This window comes from Ruegeria sp. N11, from assembly GCF_056531525.1.
The window spans coordinates 93,569-111,163 of the sequence record NZ_JBQFLX010000001.1 but is presented as its reverse complement, the minus strand read 5'-3'; the positions used below and the strand labels follow the sequence as shown (position 1 = coordinate 111,163).

The window sequence follows — 17,595 nt, the reverse complement described above, 5'->3', positions numbered from 1 at the left end:
ATTTCTCCTAGACATCCAACTCCTCCACAAACCGCGCGTTTTCCTGAATGTACTGGAACCGCAGTTCGGGTTTTTTACCCATCAGACGCTCGACCAGGTCGCCGGTCTCGCCGGGTTCGTCCTCGTCGATCGTAACGCGGATCAGTTTGCGCGATGCCGGGTCCATCGTGGTCTCTTTCAGGTCCTTGGCGTCCATTTCGCCCAGACCTTTGAAGCGTGAGACGTCGATCTTGCCTTTGCCGCCCAGACCTTTCTCAAGCCACTCATCCCGCTCGGCCTCGTCCAGACAATAGACGCGCTTGGGGCCTTGGGTCAGGCGGTAGAGGGGCGGGCAGGCCAGATACAGGTGGCCCGCGTCGATCATCGGGCGCATCTGGGTGAAGAAGAACGTCATCAGCAGCGAGGCGATATGCGCCCCGTCAACATCCGCGTCGGTCATGATGATGACCTTGTCATAGCGCAGGTCGTCCACGTTGAACTTGGTGCCAAGGCCGACACCCAGAGCCTGCGTCAGGTCGTTGATTTCGGCATTGGTGCCCAGTTTCGAACTGGCGGCGCCCAGCACGTTCAGGATCTTGCCGCGCAGGGGCAGCAGGGCCTGTGTCTTGCGGTCGCGTCCCATTTTGGCGGAGCCGCCCGCCGAGTCGCCCTCGACGATGAATAATTCCGTGCCGTCGCGTGTTGAACTACTACAGTCCACCAGCTTACCGGGAAGACGAAGTTTCTTAGTGGCGGACTTGCGTTGTGTTTCCTTCTCGGCCCGTCGGCGCAGACGTTCCTCGGCCCTCAGGATGAGGAAGTCGAGGATCGCCCCGGCGGATTTCGTATCAGCGGCCAGCCAGTTGTCGAAATGGTCGCGGACCGAGTTTTCGACCAGCCGTTGTGCCTCGACCGTGGCCAGCCGGTCCTTGGTCTGGCCGACGAATTCCGGTTCGCTGATGAAACACGACACCAGCGCACAGCCACCGGTGATCAGATCGTCACGGGTGATCTGACCGGCCTTTTTGTTGTTAATCAGTTCCCCGTAGGCCTTGATCCCCTTGAGGACCGCGGCCCAGAACCCGGCCACATGGGTGCCGCCTTCGGGCGTGGGAACGGTGTTACAGTAGGATTGGATGAAACCGTCGCGCGAGGGCGTCCAGTTGATCGCCCATTCGACCTTGCCGGGGGCGCCGAATTTCTCGTTAAAGTCCACGGTGCCGGCAAAGGGTTGCTCGGCATAGGTGGACGAACCGTTCATCGTCTCTTTCAGATAGTCCGACAGACCGCCGGGGAAGTGAAAGGACGCCTCGGTCGGGGTTTCACCATCATCGATGGCGGATTTCCAGCGGATTTCGACGCCCGAGAACAGGTAGGCCTTGGATCGGATGGACTTGAACAGCCTCGCCGGTTTGAACCGGTGATGGCCGAATATTTCCTCATCCGGGTGGAAGGTGACGGTGGTGCCGCGCCGGTTGGGGGCCGCACCGATTTTCTCGACAGGGCCCAGCGGGATACCGCGCGAGAACCGCTGTTCGAACAGCGTCTTATCGCGCGCGACCTGCACGACCATCGAATCCGACAAAGCGTTGACAACGGACGCACCCACGCCATGCAGACCGCCCGAGGTCTGGTAGGCCTTGCCCGAGAACTTACCGCCCGCGTGCAGGGTACAAAGAATGACCTCCAGCGCCGATTTATCCGGGAACTTTGGGTGCGGATCGATCGGTATACCGCGCCCATTGTCGCGCACGGTCAAAGCGTAATCCGAGTGCAGTTCGACCTCGATCCGGTTGGCGTGGCCCGCAACGGCCTCGTCCATCGAGTTGTCGAGGATTTCGGCAACCATGTGGTGCAAAGCGCGTTCGTCCGTGCCGCCGATATACATGCCGGGGCGTTTGCGGACCGGTTCCAGCCCTTCAAGCACCTCAATCGAGGAGGCGTCATAGGCGGCGGTGGCGCTGGGCGTCAACAGATCGTCGGGCATGGGTGCTGCTCTTGTTTTTGGGTTTGCTCCATTATGGCAGGTGATGTGTGCGGGGGGAAGAGGGGCGCGAGGTGTTGTGGATAGATGTGCTGGCGGCTGAGTTTTCGCCTGATCGACGGTAATTTGCTAGTCTGGGTTCGAGCAACGGCCTTATTGCAAAGGAGTGGGTTGATGAACACGAGCGCGTCCGGTTTTGTTGGAGAGATTCCTGAGCATTACGACAAGGGGCTAGGGCCCAATATTTTTGTCGACTATGCAGACCGGCTTGTCGACGAATGCTGTGCAGAGGCCGTGGCAAATGTGATCGAACTAGCGGCTGGCACCGGAATTGTCAGTGGCAAGCTGCGCGACAGATTACCGAAGGACGCCAGTTTGCTGGTGACGGATCTGAACGGGCCGATGCTGGAGGTGGCAAAAAAGAAACTCGAAGAGGGCGATAATCTCCGGTTCTCAGTCGCGGATGCAATGGATCTACCATTTGAGGAAGCCCGTTTCGATCTTATGGTTTGCCAGTTTGGAGTGATGTTCTTTCCCGACAAAGTTGCCTCGTTCCGCGAGGCAGCCCGAGTTATCAAGCCTGGCGGCCGTTACGTTTTCAACGTGTGGAGCGCAATGTCCGAGAACCCGTTTTCGCAGATGGCTCACGAAGTGGCCCGACAGTTTTTTCCGGATGATCCGCCCGGGTTTTATAAGGTTCCCTTTCACTACGGTGATCCACAGTTGGTCAAGGCGGACCTTGCCGAGGCAGGATGGGGTGACATCAGGTACGAGACCATTCGACTGAACAAACACATTGAGGCACCCGAGACATTTGCGAAAGCTCTGGTTTTCGGGAATCCATTGATTGATGAAATCAGATCCCGAGGCGGAGTTTCTTCGGATGACGTTGCCTGGGAAATGGCGTCTGCTCTGCACCGCACTTTTGGCCCAACCGAAATGACGATGCCGTTGTCGGCTACGACATTTGTTTGCCGCAAGACCCAAGCGTGACAGATCTGGACTTTTCTTAGTCTGCTGTTTTCTGGACTTTTGTTCCGCCTTTTCCTTTGGCATCAATATCCCGACAGAGCGCTGAGGGTTCACGGCCAAGGGCGTTTGGCCCATAGAGAGGATTGCGAATGAGCTGGATCAAAACCATTCCGTTTGACGAGGCGAAAGGTAAGTTGCGAAAGCTGTATGAGCGAGTGACCGGCCCGGACAACAACGTGGACAACATCATGATGGCGCACAGCCTGCGCCCGCATTCGATGGAAGGCCACATGGCGATCTACAAGAACGTGCTGCACCATTCAGGCAACCAGATTCCCAAATGGTTTCTCGAAGTCCTGGGTGTCTGGGTCAGCTCGCTGAATCGGTGCGGCTATTGTGTCGAACATCACTTCAAAGGGTTGCAGAGGTTGCTGGGTGACACTGAGCGAGGTGATGCCATACGCGCAGCGATTGAGGCGCGACAGCCGGAAACGGCGCCACTGGATGCGGCACAGGTGGCGGCGATGGGATATGCCCGCAAGCTGACCGAAGCGCCGGCCGAACTGACCGAGGCCGATGTGATCGCTTTGCGAGATGCGGGGTGGGACGACGGAGAGATCCTCGAGATCAATCAGGTCTGTTCCTATTTTTCCTATGCCAACCGGACAGTTTTGGGATTGGGGTGTTCGACCAAGGGGGATGTTTTGGGATTGTCGCCAAACAACTCCGACAATCCCGACGATTGGGGCCATCGGTAAGGGCGCAAGCGAGCGTGGGCAGGCTGTTGCGCCTGTCAGAGTTTGATGCCGATCAAAGCGAATTTTATGAGTTTCTGCTAGGCGTTCCGGGAAACACTGAAACCCAGGAGCATATGCATGGCGGCAATCGTCCAGACCGACTTGAAACCCACTCAGATCAATACTGTACAGGCTGAAGTTCAGGATGCCGCGCAGCCATGCGCCGAGAAAATCCGGCACGCTTTCGAGAGCGGCAAGTACCCTTACGGCCACAAGATGGCGCGCAAAACCTACGAGGCGGAAAAGGCGAAGCTTCAGGCTGAATTGCTCAAGGTGCAGCTTTGGGCGCAGGAGACGGGCCAGCGGTTTGTTCTGCTGTTTGAAGGGCGCGACGCGGCCGGCAAAGGCGGCACGATCAAGCGGTTCATGGAGCACCTAAACCCCCGTCAGGCCCGCGTGGTAGCCCTGAACAAGCCGACGTGGGAAGAGAAGGGGCAGTGGTACTATCAGCGCTATGTGCAGGAGTTGCCGACGGTCGGTGAAATGGTGTTCTACGACCGGTCCTGGTACAACCGGGCAGGTGTCGAGCGCGTGATGGGGTTCTGTTCGCCAAACGAATACCTTGAGTTCATGCGGCAGACGCCCGAACTGGAACGGATGCTGGTGCGATCGGGTATCCAGTTATACAAGTACTGGTTCTCGGTCACGCAGCCCGAACAGCAACGCAGGTTCAAGAGCCGCGAAACCGATCCGCTTAAGCAGTGGAAGCTGTCGCCAATCGACAAGGCCAGTCTGGACAAATGGGATGATTATACCGAGGCGAAGGAGGCGATGTTCTTTTACACCGACACTGCCGATGCGCCCTGGACCATCGTCAAATCGAATGACAAGAAACGCGCGCGGCTGAACTGTATGCGGCATTTCTTGTCGACGCTGGATTACCCGGACAAGGATCAGGAATTGGTTGGCGAGCCTGATCCCCTGATCGTCGGGCAGGCGCATCACGTCATACATCGTTCGGATCACGTGCTGGGTACGTCGCTGCATCCCGAAGCGCGTTTGTAAGAGTCTGGCCTTTCGGGAATTCGGAGTCTCAGTTTGAAAATTCGATGATCGGCTCTTGTCCCTGACGATGGCCGGGCCTATGGCTGTTGCGATGAGCAAAGTCATGTCATATCCCGGCCATTTTCGCGCGATTGCCGTTCTGGGCCTGCCCCTGATCGGCGGGCATCTTGCGCAGTATGCGATCGGCCTGACCGATACCATCATGCTGGGATGGTACGGGGTCGAAGCGCTGGCGGCGGTGACGTTGGCCAGCAGCTACTACTTTGTTCTGTTCCTGTTCGGCGCAGGGTTCGGCTTGGCGGTCATGCCCATGGTCGCAACGGCCGCGGCGGAGGAGAACGAAACCAGCATCCGAAGATCAACCCGCATGGGGTTGTGGCTGTCGCTGATTTACTCGGCCCTGATCATGCCGCTGCTTTGGTGGTCCTATCCCATACTGATCGCCCTGAAGCAGGAGCCGGAGGTTGCTCAAACAGCGTCGGAGTACTTGCGTGTCGCAGGGTGGGGGATCATCCCGGCGCTATTGGTCATGGTGCTGAAGTCTTATCTGGCTGCGTTGGAGCGTACGCAGATCGTCTTGTGGATTACCGTTGCCGCTGCCCTGGTGAACGCGGTGACGAACTACGCGCTGATCTTTGGCAATTGGGGGGCTCCGGAACTTGGTGTCATGGGGGCCGCCATCGCATCGGTTGTCACGCAGATCGTTTCGTTGATTTGCGTCATCTACTATGCCGTGCGCGTTTTGCCTGAACACAGCCTGTTTCAGCGTTTCTGGCGGCCGGACTGGGAAATGTTCGGCAGTGTTCTGCGGTTGGGCGTTCCAATTGGCCTGACCATGCTGGCCGAGGTTTCCCTGTTTGCCACTTCGGCCCTGATGATGGGATGGATCGGGCAGGTACCGCTGGCCGCGCACGGTATTGCGCTGAACCTCGCCTCGGCAACGTTCATGGTTCACCTGGGCCTTTCAAACGCCGCCACCATAAGGGCAGGCAACGCGCTGGGCCGGAAGGATCGAGCGCACCTGGAAAAAGGCGCGATTGCCGTAACCGGGATGTCGCTGGTTGTGTCAGTGCTGACGATCATCCTGTTTCTGACCTGCGCCGAACCGTTGATTTCGCTGTTCATGGAAGCGGACAACCCCGAGCGTCCGCAGATTCTGGCGATCGGCACCGGGCTTCTGGCCATGGCAGCCCTGTTCCAGCTGGTTGATGGCGCTCAGGTCATCGCGCTGGGCTTGTTGCGCGGTGTGCAGGACGCCAAGATCCCAATGGTGATGGCCGCGCTCAGCTATTGGGTGATCGGTATTCCGGCCTCTTACTACTTTGGCTTCATGCGGGGTATGGAGGGTATCGGAGTTTGGCTTGGCCTTGTCATTGGGCTGGCCTGCGCTGCGGTGATGCTGATGGCCCGTTTCTGGCTCAGGTCCGTGCGAGAGGTCGGGTTGCCGGTCGAAAGACCGGCGGCCTGATCAGTTTTTGTTCAGGCGATCGGCCTTCTTCCGTACAAGCACAGTCCGGAGGTCGTGCATCGCCATCAGCAATCGGTCGCTGACATCTTCAAGCTGTTCTTCCGTGGCCTTGGACTGGGCCCACTGTGTCGTCAGGTTCAGGTAATCGACCGCGCGGTGAATGTCATCAATATCACGTTTCGCCAACAGGGCTTTACGTTCTGTCATCCAGCGTTGGATCTCGGCCTTGTCAGCATCGGAAAGCGTGTGCTGTCCATGAGGTTTGATGTCGTCATTACGGATGTTGATAACGGCGATCTGATCCATTTCGATCCGGCGGTGTCGATTTGCCGTATCGATTTTGAACACGACCGCTCCGTTTTCACGGACACGAAAATAGTATTCCGGCAGGTCTGTCGACAAGATTCTTCTCCGATCAGGTCAGTGCGGCGCAAAACCGTTGAATGCGGGCACACGCCTCTTTCAGGGCCGCGTCCGAAGTCGCGTAGCTGATCCGGAAATTCGGCGACAGCCCAAAGGCTGAACCAAAGACAACGGCGACGTCCGCTTCCTCCAGCAATGCGGTGGCAAAGGTTTCGTCACTGTCAATTAGGATGCCTGCAGGGCTGGTCTTTCCGATCAGACCTGCGATGGACGGGTACACATAGAACGCGCCTTCGGGCGTGGGGCAGGAAATGCCGTCGATTTCATTCAGCATCTCGACGACCAGATCGCGGCGTCGTTTGAAGGTCTCGTTGTTAGGGGCCAGAAACGCCTGGGTGCCGTTCAGTGCCTCAACCGCGGCCCATTGGCTGACTGAACACGGGTTCGAGGTGGATTGCGACTGGATTTTGCGCATGGCCGCAATGATCTCGACCGGGCCCGCGGCGTAACCGATCCGCCAGCCGGTCATGGCATAGGCTTTGGATACGCCGTTGCAGGTGAGCGTACGGTCATACAGTCCCGGCTCAACCTCAGCAGGGGTGCAGAACTCGAATCCGTCATAAGCTAGGTGCTCATACATATCGTCGGACATGATCCAGACATGCGGGTGGCGCATCAGCACATCGGTCAACGCCTTCAGTTCTTCCCGGCTATATCCGGCCCCGGTTGGGTTCGATGGAGAGTTGAAGATGAACCACTTTGTCTTCGGCGTGATCGCGGCCTCAAGCTGTTCGGCAGTCAGCTTGAAATTGTTTTCGAGTTTGGCTTCGACCACAACCGGCGTGCCCCCGGCCAAAAGCACCATGTCCGGGTAGCTGACCCAGTATGGCGCGGGGATGATGACTTCGTCGCCCGGGTTCATCGTCGCCATCAGCGCGTTGTACAGCGTCTGCTTGCCGCCCGTTCCGACCGAAATCTGGGCCGGTGTGTAATCCAACCCGTGGTCGCGTTTCATCTTGGCGCAGGCCGCCTGCTTGAGTTCGGGGATACCGTCGGGGGCGGTATACTTGGTCTTGCCGGCGGCAATGGCAGCGACCGCCGCGTCCTTGATGTTCTGCGGGGTGTCGAAATCCGGTTCGCCCGCGCTGAGGCCAATGACGTCGCGTCCGGCGGCCTTCATTTCAGCCGCCTTTGCCGTCATCGCGATTGTGGGCGAAGGTTTTACGCGTGACAGTGTCGCAGACAGGAAACTCATGAGTGGCCTCGGTTTGTATGTTTTGCCTGTCTGTCATAGGGTGCGCCCGAATGACGATCAAGCGCTATGAAAAATAGATTTGGAGCCCCAGATGACTGAAGAACACGACTGGTTCGGACCGGATGCAGCAACGTTTGGGGATCGTCTGGCAGGCGCGCGAGAAGCGGCCGGGATGTCACAGTCTGAGATGGCCCGCAGGCTGGGTGTAAAAAAGGCGACCATTGTCGCGTGGGAGAACGATCTGTCCGAGCCGCGCGCGAACCGTCTGTCGATTATGGCGGGCATGGTGAATGTCTCGATCATGTGGTTGCTGACCGGAGAAGGTGAGGGGATGGGCGCTCCCTTGGAGGAGGATGTCGAAAGCCTGGAGTTGGCAGGAGTCGCCGCCGAGTTGCGCGCAATTCGCGGCGAAATGCGCGCCAGCGCCGAACGCGCGGCGCGTCTTGAGAAAAAGATCCGCCTGATGTTGGAGCCTCAACAGTGACGGAAACACGCGATGTTCGGATCAAGCGTATGAAAATGCGCTCGATGCGGCGGGGGATCAAAGAGATGGATCTGATCCTGTCGGCCTATGCCGACCGCAACCTTGCGGGCATGGATACGGTCGGTCTGGATGCCTACGATGCGCTGCTGCACGAAAACGATCAGGACCTTTATCAATGGGTGACTGGGCAGGCCAGGCCTCCTGAAAGCTTTGCGGACCTGATCGCGGATATCGCGCAGACCATTCAAAAATAACGGAAAATCCCACTTAACCGATTTTTCGGGAATTCGGTTCATCGTGTCAGAAACTGCGCGACTGAATCGGAGGGTCGGATGAGTATGGAATTGCAGGTTTCCGCGCCGGGAACCAAAGGGTTCATGACCAGCTATCTTGAGGCGCTGGCCCTTGTCGAACGGCTGCACCGGTTGCTGCTGGATGTCATCAAGGATGAATTCGAACGAGTCGGTGTGCTGGAAATCAATGCTGTGCAGGCGCTTCTTCTGTTCAATATTGGCGATCACGAGGTGACGGCGGGCGAACTAAAAAGCCGGGGTTACTATCAGGGCAGCAATGTCAGCTACAACCTCAAGAAACTGGTCGAAATGGGTTACATGCATCACCAGAGATGCGAGATTGACCGGCGGTCCGTCCGGGTGCGCCTGACCCCACGCGGCCGAGAGATTCGCGACATCGTGGCCGAGCTGTTCTCGCGCCATGCCGAAGGCCTGCAGAGCCGTGGTGTTCTGGAATTTGACGGGATCGAACATATCACCACGTCTTTGCGCCGGGTCGAGCGATACTGGACCGATCAGATCCGCTACATTTACTGAGCTTTCGGGCACGTCGCTTGGCAAAATGTGACCGCCAGGTACCGGATTGCGATTCAAGCTCTGCGGGTGCTGACCGGAACGTCGTATTCGCGGCAAAAAGCGACTGAGGGTCGAGGGCCGGACAACTTCGAGCCCTCTCAACAAAAAGCCCAGTACGCTAACTGCGCATCTTCCTTCCGTGGTTTGAACGCCAGCCTTCGGGCAAAGTTTGGGTAATAACCTTGAGCGTGATGGGTACCGGATCACATCGCGTTCAAGTCGCTGTTCGCTCTCACCGAATATGCTACACCGTGGCACGCTCGAATCAGAAACCCCAGTGCCCCGAAACCGGCAAGACAGCCCGGTTAAACCTCGTGGCGCTTTGCTTGCACGAACACGGAGCCAGCGCTTTGACGAAAAACGCACAGAAAGCAGCGCGTCTGAGCGTGGCCCCCATGATGGACTGGACAGACCGGCATTGTCGGTTTTTTCATCGGTTGCTCAGTCGTCAAACCCTGCTTTACACGGAAATGGTGACGGCCCCGGCATTGGTCCGGGGTGGGGCAATTCATTTGCTGGACTACAGCCCGCAGGAGCACCCAGTTGCCCTGCAACTGGGCGGGTCGGATCCTGAAGAACTGGCACAAGCAGCGCGCTTGGGCGCGGAAGCCGGGTATGATGAGGTTAACCTGAATTGCGGCTGCCCTTCCGACCGGGTTCAGTCGGGCACGTTTGGGGCGGTGTTGATGAAGGACCCCTCTCGCGTCGCCGAATGCGTGGCGGCGATGATTGATGCTGTCGATATCGAAGTTACCGTCAAATGCCGCCTTGGTGTCGATGATCAGGAAGCCGAAGAAGTGCTGCCTGCGTTTCTGGAGGCAATCCGCGCGGCAGGCTGTGGTCGCGTTACGATCCACGCGCGCAAGGCCTGGCTTCAAGGGCTCAGCCCAAAGGAAAACCGCGATATTCCGCCGCTGGACTACGGTCTGGTGCATCGGATGAAAGCGGCTTTTCCTGATCTGCATGTCTCGATCAACGGCGGTATCACCTCGCTGAAACAAGCGAGGGAGCATCTGGTCGCCGGGCTGGATGGTGTGATGATCGGACGTTCGGCCTATCATCAGCCCGCCGACATTCTTTGCGATGCTGACCCGCTGATCTTTCAAACAGGACTTGCCACTGACCCGTTTGAAGTTGTCCATGAAATGGTGCCTTATGTCGAAAAACACCTTGCCGACGGTGGGCGACTGCACCAGATCACGCGTCACATGCTGGGCCTGTTCGCCGGACGACCCGGTGCGCGGGCATGGCGACGCGCACTGTCCGAGGGGGCAGTACATTCCGGGGCCGGGCCCGAGGTGATGCTGCAGGCGCTGGAACAGGTTGCGCCACTGGCTGAGGTTTAAACGAAATCCGGTTTGACACCGGTTTGGGGGGACAATGCCCGAGACGATGTTGCTGGCCCAAATGCTGGGCCTTTTGCTTGTGATCGGGGCCCTGGCCGGAGTGCTGGCCGGGTTGCTGGGCGTCGGGGGCGGAATTGTTCTGGTACCTGCGTTTTTCTATGCGTTTCAGACGCTTGGATATGGCGGGCCGCAACTGATGCAGCTGTGTCTGGCGACATCTCTGGCCACGATCATCGTCACGTCTGTCCGGTCCGTGCTTGCGCACAACGAGAAAGGCGCGGTGGACTGGGATATCCTGCGCGGATGGGGCGTTGGTATTGCTATTGGTGCCGTTCTGGGCGTGCTGGTGGCTTCGGCCTTGCGAACAGAGGCGCTGCAGGCCCTGTTTGGGATACTCGGCATGGTCATCGGGGCTTATCTGGGGCTGGGCCGGTCAGAATGGCGGCTGGGTGACGCCATGCCCAAAGGGGTGCGTCGCGCGGTTCTTTCGCCATCGGTCGGCTTTTTGTCCGTGCTGATGGGGATTGGCGGTGGCAGTTTCGGTGTGCCTTTGATGAGCCTTTTCAACACCCCCATTCACCGCGCCGTGGCCACTGCCGCCGGGTTCGGCGTGATTATCGCCGTGCCATCGGTCCTGGGCTTTCTGTTTGTGGAAATCCCGGTCGAGCATCGTCCGCCTCTGACAATCGGGGCGGTTAACCTGGTTGCATTTGGCGTGGTGGTCGCAATGACGATGATAACGGCGCCCTGGGGGGTGAAACTGGCCCACGCGATGGATCCCAAACCCCTAAAACGGGTTTTTGCCGTGTTTCTGACACTGGTCGCCCTCAACATGCTTCGCAAGGCGGTGGGATGGTAGACCATTTTCAAGATAAGGGCTGGATCTCGTTTCCTTATGATCCGGTTCTGGCCGAATGGGTTGAAGAGGCTTTGCCTGCTGCCCGAAGCTCGGTCTCGGACCCGGCGCACGCTCAGTGGCTCGATTGCGAGGAGACGTGGTTCATCGGTGTCGATGCTCTGACCAATGATCGCCAGGGCCGGGTGGGGCGTTCGTTGCCGCTGGCCGGGCAAGCGATGGACTTCATCACTGGGCAGTACGGTGTTCTGCCGTTGCACAAAGGGCAGGTCTCGGTCATCTACCCCGGCTACCCGCGCCCCCGACGCGGTGAAAGCGAGGCGGCCGCACGGTACAGGCGAAACAAGGATGCCGCCCATGTGGACGGACTGCGCCCCTCTGGCACTGGCCGACGCCGCCATGTGGATGAGCCGCACGCATGGATTTTGGGAATACCGCTGAACAAAGCCAGCGCCGATGCTTCGCCGATGGTTCTGTGGGAGGGGAGCCACAAGATCATGGGGGCGGCCTTTCGGAACGCCATGGCCGGACACCCGGATGAGGCACTGCATCAGATCGACGTGACGGAAATCTACCAGACGGCACGACGAGAAGTCTTCGACACATGTCCGCGAATCGAACTGCCGGCGGCACCGGGCGAGGCTTATCTTTTGCATCGACACTGTCTGCATGGGGTCGCCCCGTGGGGTGAAGCTGCAAGTTGTGGGCCCGACGGACGGATGATCGCCTATTTCCGCCCGGAATGTGCCGGGGGTGTAGCCGAGTGGCTCGAAACTCCGTAACGTCCTGCCATTGTTTAGCTTTGGAGGATTTTCGGTATGATGACCGTCCACACGAATTCTGATGGTGCACAGATTGAAGTTGAACTGTCTGGCCAGATCACTGCCGACGACTATGCTTCGACCCTTGTTCCGGCCATCGAAGCTGCTTTGACCGAGCATGACGCGGTTCGCCTTCTGGCGATCGTGCATCCGGAGTTCAAAGGTTACGACCTTGGAGCCGCGTGGTCTGACACCAAACTTGGTCTGAGCCATTGGCGCGGCTTCGACCGGATCGCAGTGGTGGCCGATCAGGGCTGGGTTCAGACTAGCATCCGGCTGGCAGCTCCGATCCTGCCGTGCCCGGTGCAGGTATTCGAGATGACCGAGTTGGAAGCCGCCCGGCGCTGGATGCGCGAGTCCCTCGGGGCCATTCATGTCACAGATCTGGGCGGCCCGTGTATTCAGATTTCCTTGATGGGCAAGTTGGACCCCGATGAATACAAGCAGGCCGAGACCGATCTGGACAGCCTGCTTCGCGAGCGTGACGGGTTCAGGTTACTGATCGATCTGCGGGAATTTGATGGCTGGCAGGGGCTGACGGCACTGGCTGCACATTTCCGTCTGGCGCAGGGGCATATCGGGATGCTTGATCGCGCAGCAATTGTTGGCGACAAGGGCTGGCAGAGGATTGCGCAAAAAGTGGCAAGCCACGTGTTGGGAGCGCGAACGCAGTATTTCCCGTCGGAAGAAATCGAAAACGCAAAATCCTGGCTTACGGCTGGCTGATCCCTTCGCGGAAAGACAACTGAACTGATCGCGCCGCTGTGCTGGCCACTCACTCACGATCCGCGAACTCAACCCCTTCGGAGTTCACTCGGCCCGCAGCGGCGCAGCTTCAGACAGGTCTATTCTGGAATTGAAGTGTCAGCCTTTGTTCAGACGGGCAGCGCGGCCACCACGCCGTTTCGCGAGACGCGGTTTACGAGCCGGCAGGTCTGTCATGATTTCCGCCCGCTCGCTGCTTTCCATCTTGGACCAGCGCGAAATCTCGTCAAGGGTGCGGTAGCATCCTGTGCAGATACGTTCCGTCGGGTGCACAACACAGATCTGGACGCAGGGGCTTTCCACCTCATTCCTTTTCCAAACCATGTTTGTCATCGCGCCAACCCGCCTTTTTAAAGAAAGCGCAACCTGTCGAGCGCTCCTTGCAAAATATAACCAGCCGCGACGTGATCAATAACCTGTCCGCGACGTTTTCGTGTCGTATCCGCCTCAAGCAGTGCCTTTTCTGCCGCAACTGTGCTTAATCTCTCGTCCCAAAAACCGATGGGAAGGTCCGTCAGGCGCGACAGATTCCGGGCAAAAGCGCGGGTTGACTGGCATCGGGGGCCTTCAGTTCCGTCCATGTTTTTGGGCAGGCCCAGAAGTATTCCTCCGATTTCGCGGTCAGCAACAATTTCCAGAAGCCGCGCGGAATCGAGCGTGAATTTCTTGCGCCGGACCGTCTCGAGCGGGCTGGCCACGCCGCGCATCCGGTCCGAAACCGCCACGCCGATCGTCTTCTCGCCAAGGTCCAACCCCATGAGCGCCGTCATCGGGGCCAGCGCGGCGGCGAAATCTTCGAACTGATCGTGGATCATGGTTCCAGACCTGCCCTTCGGGCGGCCGCGGCCAGCATGTCCAGCGCATTGGCATTGCCGGCGAAAACAGATTGCGCTTCGTCGTATATTCCGCTTGCACGTTCCACTTCCCCAAGAACGCCCAGTGCTGCAATCAGGCGGGCCCATTCTTCGGGCGATCCGCCTTCGGTTGCCAGCCGGTCCGACAACTGGTTGACCATTCCGCGGATCATGTCCTGACGTTCTTCCGGCGTCAGTTCCGCTGCTGCGTCGACAGCGGCCTGATCAGGGCCTGGCGCGGTGGAAGGTGCCGGGATTTCCGGAGCATTGAAAACGCCCGCCCTGAAGGCCAGTTCGTCAATTTGGGCGCGGATCGCATCTGCCCAGGGTGCGCCGGCGGGCGCTTGGGCCAGTGCATCGGCCCAAAGCCGGTAGGCCAGGTCGGGTCGTCCGGTCTGCACAAGCATCTGCCCCCAATAGTACCGAGCAGGTCCATGAAGCGGGTCGCGATCCAGCGCCTGTTTCAGCGCGTCCTCAGCCTCGGGCGAAACATATCCGCCTGCGGCCAGAATCATCATCTCGGCCAGATGGGAATAGGCATCCGCTGGCGCTGCATCACCCGACAGTTCGATCACGCGTTGCTGCGCCTTGTAAGCAGCCTGAAAATTGCCTGCGTTGGCCTCATGTTGGGCCAGCAGTATGTGACCCTGCAAGTCGTCGGGCCGGCTAGCAACGGTTTCGCGCAACTGGCCCAGCAGTTCGACATAGCTTTCTTCCAGCTGAGGCGCCGGCGCGTGTGGTGTCGACGCTTCAAATTCGGCCTGAGCCGGACGATCGGCGCGCAGGCTCTTGGCCATTTCCAGTCGCATTTCCAGTGGTTGATCCGGCAACCCGTTGGCACCGAGTTGACGATAAAGCCCCATTGCACCACCCACCAGAACAAGCGCCACGACAACAAGTGATCCGACCGTAACGGCACGCGACGGGCCGTTGCCCGCTGCAGACTGCTGCATCTGCGCATCCGCAGCCAGAATGCGACGAGAGATTTCGGTGCGTACCCTGTCGGCATCCGCTGCTGGGATTACACCCCGGGCCAGGTCCCGGTCCACGCCCGCCAACTGTTCACGGTAGACGCGCAGGTCGTAGGCCGCGGCAGGTTCGCGGTTTTTCCTGTTGCGCAGCATGGAATATCCCAAAAACACGGCAATCAGCAGTGCAGTCAGTAAGATCAGGACCCAGAACGTCATAGTATCTCCGAAACGCTTGCCCTGACTTAGACCCGCTGGCCGCCCGACAAAAGGGACAAATGGCCGCGAATGGCGTACATGTCGCAATAGTGCGATATTGCGGCGTTGTGCGGCAGGGGTAAACTGTCGCCACAGGTCATATCTGCGCCCAATCACCGAACCGGATGGATTCGCTTATGAAACACTATTCAGCCTTTGCCGTTGCGCGCGAAGCGCTTCGTTACCACACAGGATGGGAACGCGCCTGGCGGTCACCTGAACCCAAGAAACGCTACGACGTAATAATCGTTGGTGCAGGGGGGCATGGTCTGGCCACTGCATACTATCTGGGTAAGAACTACGGCATCCAGAACGTGGCCGTGATTGAAAAAGGCTGGCTGGGCGGTGGCAACACCGGCCGGAACACGACGATCATCCGCTCGAACTATCTGCAGGACCCGTCGGCGGCGATCTACGAAAAGGCGCGCAGCCTCTATGAGGATTTGAGCCAGGACCTAAACTATAACATCATGTTCAGTCCGCGCGGCGTGATGATGCTGGCGCAGACACAGCACGAAATCCGCGGCTATCAGCGCACAGCGCACGCCAACGCATTGCAGGGCGTCAAGACCGAGTGGATTACGCCTGAACGCGTCAAGGAGCTGGTGCCGATCATCAATCTGGACGGTCCGCGCTATCCGGTTCTGGGCGCGCTTTGGCAGGAACGCGGCGGTACCGCACGCCATGACGCGGTGGCGTGGGGCTATGCGCGCGCCTGTTCCGCGATGGGCATGGACATCATCCAGCAATGCGAAGTCACCGGCGTCCGTTCGGACAATGGCCGCGTGGTTGGTGTCGATACCACCAAGGGCGCCATTGACTGTGACAAGTTGGGCATCGTTGTTGCCGGGCACTCGGGGCAATTGGCCGAGATGGCAGGCTTCCGCCTGCCGCTGGAAGCCATCGCGCTGCAAGCGCTGGTATCCGAGCCGATCAAACCCTGCATGGACGTTGTCGTAATGGCCAACACCGTGCACGGCTACATGTCTCAGTCTGACAAGGGCGAGATGGTAATCGGCGGCGGAACCGACGGGTTCAACAACTTCACCCAGCGCGGTTCGTTCCATCATATCGAGGAAACTGTCCGCGCGCTGGTCGAGACCTTCCCGATGATCTCGCGTCTGAAGATGCTGCGCCAATGGGGCGGGATCGTGGATATGACCGGTGATCGCTCGCCGATCCTGTCGAAAACACCGCTGCAGGGCTGCTTTATCAACGGCGGCTGGGGCACGGGCGGCTTCAAGGCGATCCCAGGCTCGGGCTGGGGCATGGCACAGCTGATGGCCACCGGTCATTCGCCACTGACCGAAGCCTTCTCGCTGGACCGCTTCAAAGAGGGCCGCTTCATCGACGAAAGCGTCGCCGCCGGGGTGGCGCATTGATGGAAGTTGAAACGCTCCCGACGGCTGTTCCAGGACGACCGCGCCTGACGAAACTGGCGTTGCAGAAATTTGTTCTGGCATGCTTCGATGCGCAGTCAGATCAGGTCCGTGTCATACAGGTCGGCGCAAATGATGGGCAGTTAGATGATCCGATCACGGCCTATTGGTCCAAAGAAAAATGGAGCGGCGTCCTGATTGAACCGCATCCTCTATACTTCGCGGATCTTGACGCGCGACATGGCCGTAATCCCAATGTGCAACTGGTCAACGCGGCAGTGTCCGAAACGGCGGGGCAGATCACCTTGTATCATCTGGATGAAAAATGTCGCAACGATGGCCCAAGCTGGTTGCGAGGCTGCGCATCTCTGGACAAACAGCGCATGATTGCATCTATCGAAATGGCCAACCGGCGTCAGCAGGTTGCGCTGCCGCATTCTGCCGTTGCCGAGACCAATGTGGTTGCGCGTCGCCTTGATAATATACTTGCTGAATTGAACGTATTCTCGGCTGACTTGTTGGTTGTTGACGTGGAAGGCCACGAAGCCTCGGTTCTGAACAGCGTCGACTTGTCCGGCCTCGATATCAAACTTGCAATTATTGAAAGCAACGATGGAAACAAAGATGATGAGCTTAAAATCGTTTCGACTCTGAATGAGGCCGGGCTGATCGCATTCAAGGTCGCTGCCGACATCGTCGCTATTCGTCCGGGTGGAATCAAAGTTCCGATCGAGGCCATGTTTCACTTCAATAATCTTGTGCCTTTAACTGCTGACGCGAAGCTGGTCGCAACCTGAAATGTCTGAGTATGGTGTAAAAACATGCTGATCCTGAATTGCCCCTATTGCGGCGTTGACGCCGAAGAAACCGAACTGGCCGCTGGTGGTGAGGCGCATCTGAAGCGCTTTGGCCCCGGCTCGTCGGATGACGAATTCCACGACTACCTGTTTACGCGTGAAAACCCCAAAGGCGTGCATTTCGAACGCTGGCGGCACGCCAATGGCTGCGGCAAGTGGTTCCACGCCGCGCGTTGTACGCAAACGCTCGAAGTGTTCGGCACCTACACCGCTCAGACCTCCGAGCCGCCGCAAGACATCAAGGACGCCATCGCCGCCAAACGGCCCGGCTGGACGTGGAGAGAGTTCTCCTGATGCTTCACCTTTTCAAAAATA

At 58.6% G+C, this 17,595-nt stretch carries 20 protein-coding genes; 14 read left to right on the top strand and 6 right to left on the bottom strand.

The annotated features are described in order from the left end of the window. Positions 1-7 precede the first annotated feature (7 nt). Positions 8-1,966 (bottom strand): DNA topoisomerase IV subunit B, encoded by a 1,959-nt coding sequence (gene parE, locus ACR0J8_RS00585; RefSeq protein WP_480522589.1) that lies wholly within the window; start codon positions 1,964-1,966, stop codon positions 8-10. 171 nt (positions 1,967-2,137) lie between these two features. Here parE and ACR0J8_RS00580 point away from each other — a divergent pair, with 171 nt between their 5' ends. The 4 genes from ACR0J8_RS00580 to ACR0J8_RS00565 all read left to right on the top strand — a co-directional run bounded on the left by ACR0J8_RS00580 (position 2,138) and on the right by ACR0J8_RS00565 (position 6,205). Continuing rightward, positions 2,138-2,956 carry a class I SAM-dependent methyltransferase gene (locus ACR0J8_RS00580; RefSeq protein WP_480522587.1) on the top strand — a complete coding sequence of 273 codons (819 nt, stop codon included), beginning with the start codon at positions 2,138-2,140 and terminating at the stop codon, positions 2,954-2,956. Between the two features lie 128 nt (positions 2,957-3,084). Further along, positions 3,085-3,693 carry a carboxymuconolactone decarboxylase family protein gene (locus ACR0J8_RS00575; RefSeq protein WP_480888671.1) on the top strand — a complete coding sequence of 203 codons (609 nt, stop codon included), beginning with the start codon at positions 3,085-3,087 and terminating at the stop codon, positions 3,691-3,693. A gap of 117 nt (positions 3,694-3,810) precedes the next feature. After that, positions 3,811-4,737 (top strand): polyphosphate kinase 2, encoded by a 927-nt coding sequence (ppk2, locus tag ACR0J8_RS00570; RefSeq protein ID WP_480522585.1) that lies wholly within the window; start codon positions 3,811-3,813, stop codon positions 4,735-4,737. A gap of 91 nt (positions 4,738-4,828) precedes the next feature. Beyond that, entirely contained in the window at positions 4,829-6,205 is a 1,377-nt protein-coding gene (locus tag ACR0J8_RS00565; protein WP_480888802.1) for an MATE family efflux transporter, read from the top strand. On the opposite strand, the gene ACR0J8_RS00560 is transcribed toward ACR0J8_RS00565, so the two are convergent. Then, positions 6,206-6,607, bottom strand: coding sequence for a hypothetical protein (locus ACR0J8_RS00560; protein WP_480522583.1), 402 nt, complete (start codon positions 6,605-6,607; stop codon positions 6,206-6,208). Between the two features lie 13 nt (positions 6,608-6,620). Then, positions 6,621-7,823: a pyridoxal phosphate-dependent aminotransferase gene (locus tag ACR0J8_RS00555; protein ID WP_480888670.1), complete on the bottom strand. Its 1,203-nt coding sequence runs from the start codon at positions 7,821-7,823 to the stop codon at positions 6,621-6,623. Positions 7,824-7,914: 91 nt separating this feature from the next. Here ACR0J8_RS00555 and ACR0J8_RS00550 point away from each other — a divergent pair, with 91 nt between their 5' ends. From ACR0J8_RS00550 to ACR0J8_RS00520, 7 genes are all read left to right on the top strand, one after another. After that, positions 7,915-8,307, top strand: coding sequence for a helix-turn-helix domain-containing protein (locus ACR0J8_RS00550; protein ID WP_480888669.1), 393 nt, complete (start codon positions 7,915-7,917; stop codon positions 8,305-8,307). Continuing rightward, entirely contained in the window at positions 8,304-8,561 is a 258-nt protein-coding gene (locus tag ACR0J8_RS00545) for a succinate dehydrogenase assembly factor 2 (protein ID WP_480522579.1), read from the top strand. The genes ACR0J8_RS00550 and ACR0J8_RS00545 overlap by 4 nt, the downstream gene beginning before the upstream one ends. A 78-nt stretch (positions 8,562-8,639) precedes the next feature. After that, positions 8,640-9,137, top strand: a complete 498-nt coding sequence (locus ACR0J8_RS00540) for a winged helix DNA-binding protein (RefSeq protein WP_170805411.1) — start codon at positions 8,640-8,642, stop codon at positions 9,135-9,137. A gap of 389 nt (positions 9,138-9,526) precedes the next feature. Beyond that, positions 9,527-10,522, top strand: coding sequence for a tRNA dihydrouridine(20/20a) synthase DusA (gene dusA / locus ACR0J8_RS00535; protein ID WP_480522577.1), 996 nt, complete (start codon positions 9,527-9,529; stop codon positions 10,520-10,522). A 34-nt stretch (positions 10,523-10,556) separates the two neighbouring features. Beyond that, on the top strand, positions 10,557-11,381 hold the full coding sequence (locus ACR0J8_RS00530; RefSeq protein ID WP_321252227.1) for a sulfite exporter TauE/SafE family protein: 825 nt from the start codon (positions 10,557-10,559) through the stop codon (positions 11,379-11,381). Then, positions 11,375-12,160 carry a hypothetical protein gene (locus tag ACR0J8_RS00525; protein WP_480888668.1) on the top strand — a complete coding sequence of 262 codons (786 nt, stop codon included), beginning with the start codon at positions 11,375-11,377 and terminating at the stop codon, positions 12,158-12,160. The genes ACR0J8_RS00530 and ACR0J8_RS00525 overlap by 7 nt, the downstream gene beginning before the upstream one ends. Positions 12,161-12,199: 39 nt before the next feature. After that, the gene (locus tag ACR0J8_RS00520) at positions 12,200-12,925 is read left to right on the top strand and encodes an STAS/SEC14 domain-containing protein (protein WP_321252229.1); all 726 of its coding nucleotides are present in this window, start codon (positions 12,200-12,202) and stop codon (positions 12,923-12,925) included. Between the two features lie 138 nt (positions 12,926-13,063). Here ACR0J8_RS00520 and ACR0J8_RS00515 read toward each other — a convergent pair whose 3' ends face one another. From ACR0J8_RS00515 to ccmI, 3 genes are read right to left on the bottom strand one after another with little or no spacing between them, the layout of a single operon-like run. Beyond that, the gene (locus ACR0J8_RS00515; RefSeq protein ID WP_170610137.1) at positions 13,064-13,297 is read right to left on the bottom strand and encodes a DUF1289 domain-containing protein; all 234 of its coding nucleotides are present in this window, start codon (positions 13,295-13,297) and stop codon (positions 13,064-13,066) included. A gap of 17 nt (positions 13,298-13,314) precedes the next feature. Further along, entirely contained in the window at positions 13,315-13,779 is a 465-nt protein-coding gene (ruvX, locus tag ACR0J8_RS00510; RefSeq protein WP_170610139.1) for a Holliday junction resolvase RuvX, read from the bottom strand. After that, the gene (gene ccmI, locus ACR0J8_RS00505; RefSeq protein ID WP_480522574.1) at positions 13,776-15,005 is read right to left on the bottom strand and encodes a c-type cytochrome biogenesis protein CcmI; all 1,230 of its coding nucleotides are present in this window, start codon (positions 15,003-15,005) and stop codon (positions 13,776-13,778) included. Before ccmI ends, ruvX begins: the two co-directional genes overlap by 4 nt. A 176-nt stretch (positions 15,006-15,181) precedes the next feature. Here ccmI and ACR0J8_RS00500 point away from each other — a divergent pair, with 176 nt between their 5' ends. From ACR0J8_RS00500 to ACR0J8_RS00490, 3 genes are read left to right on the top strand one after another with little or no spacing between them, the layout of a single operon-like run. Then, positions 15,182-16,426, top strand: a complete 1,245-nt coding sequence (locus ACR0J8_RS00500) for a sarcosine oxidase subunit beta family protein (protein ID WP_170610143.1) — start codon at positions 15,182-15,184, stop codon at positions 16,424-16,426. Next, positions 16,426-17,220 carry an FkbM family methyltransferase gene (locus ACR0J8_RS00495; RefSeq protein WP_480522573.1) on the top strand — a complete coding sequence of 265 codons (795 nt, stop codon included), beginning with the start codon at positions 16,426-16,428 and terminating at the stop codon, positions 17,218-17,220. The genes ACR0J8_RS00500 and ACR0J8_RS00495 overlap by 1 nt, the downstream gene beginning before the upstream one ends. A gap of 24 nt (positions 17,221-17,244) precedes the next feature. Further along, complete coding sequence (locus ACR0J8_RS00490) at positions 17,245-17,574, top strand: sarcosine oxidase subunit delta (RefSeq protein ID WP_480522572.1); 330 nt, start codon at positions 17,245-17,247, stop codon at positions 17,572-17,574. The last annotated feature ends 21 nt before the right edge of the window (positions 17,575-17,595 follow it).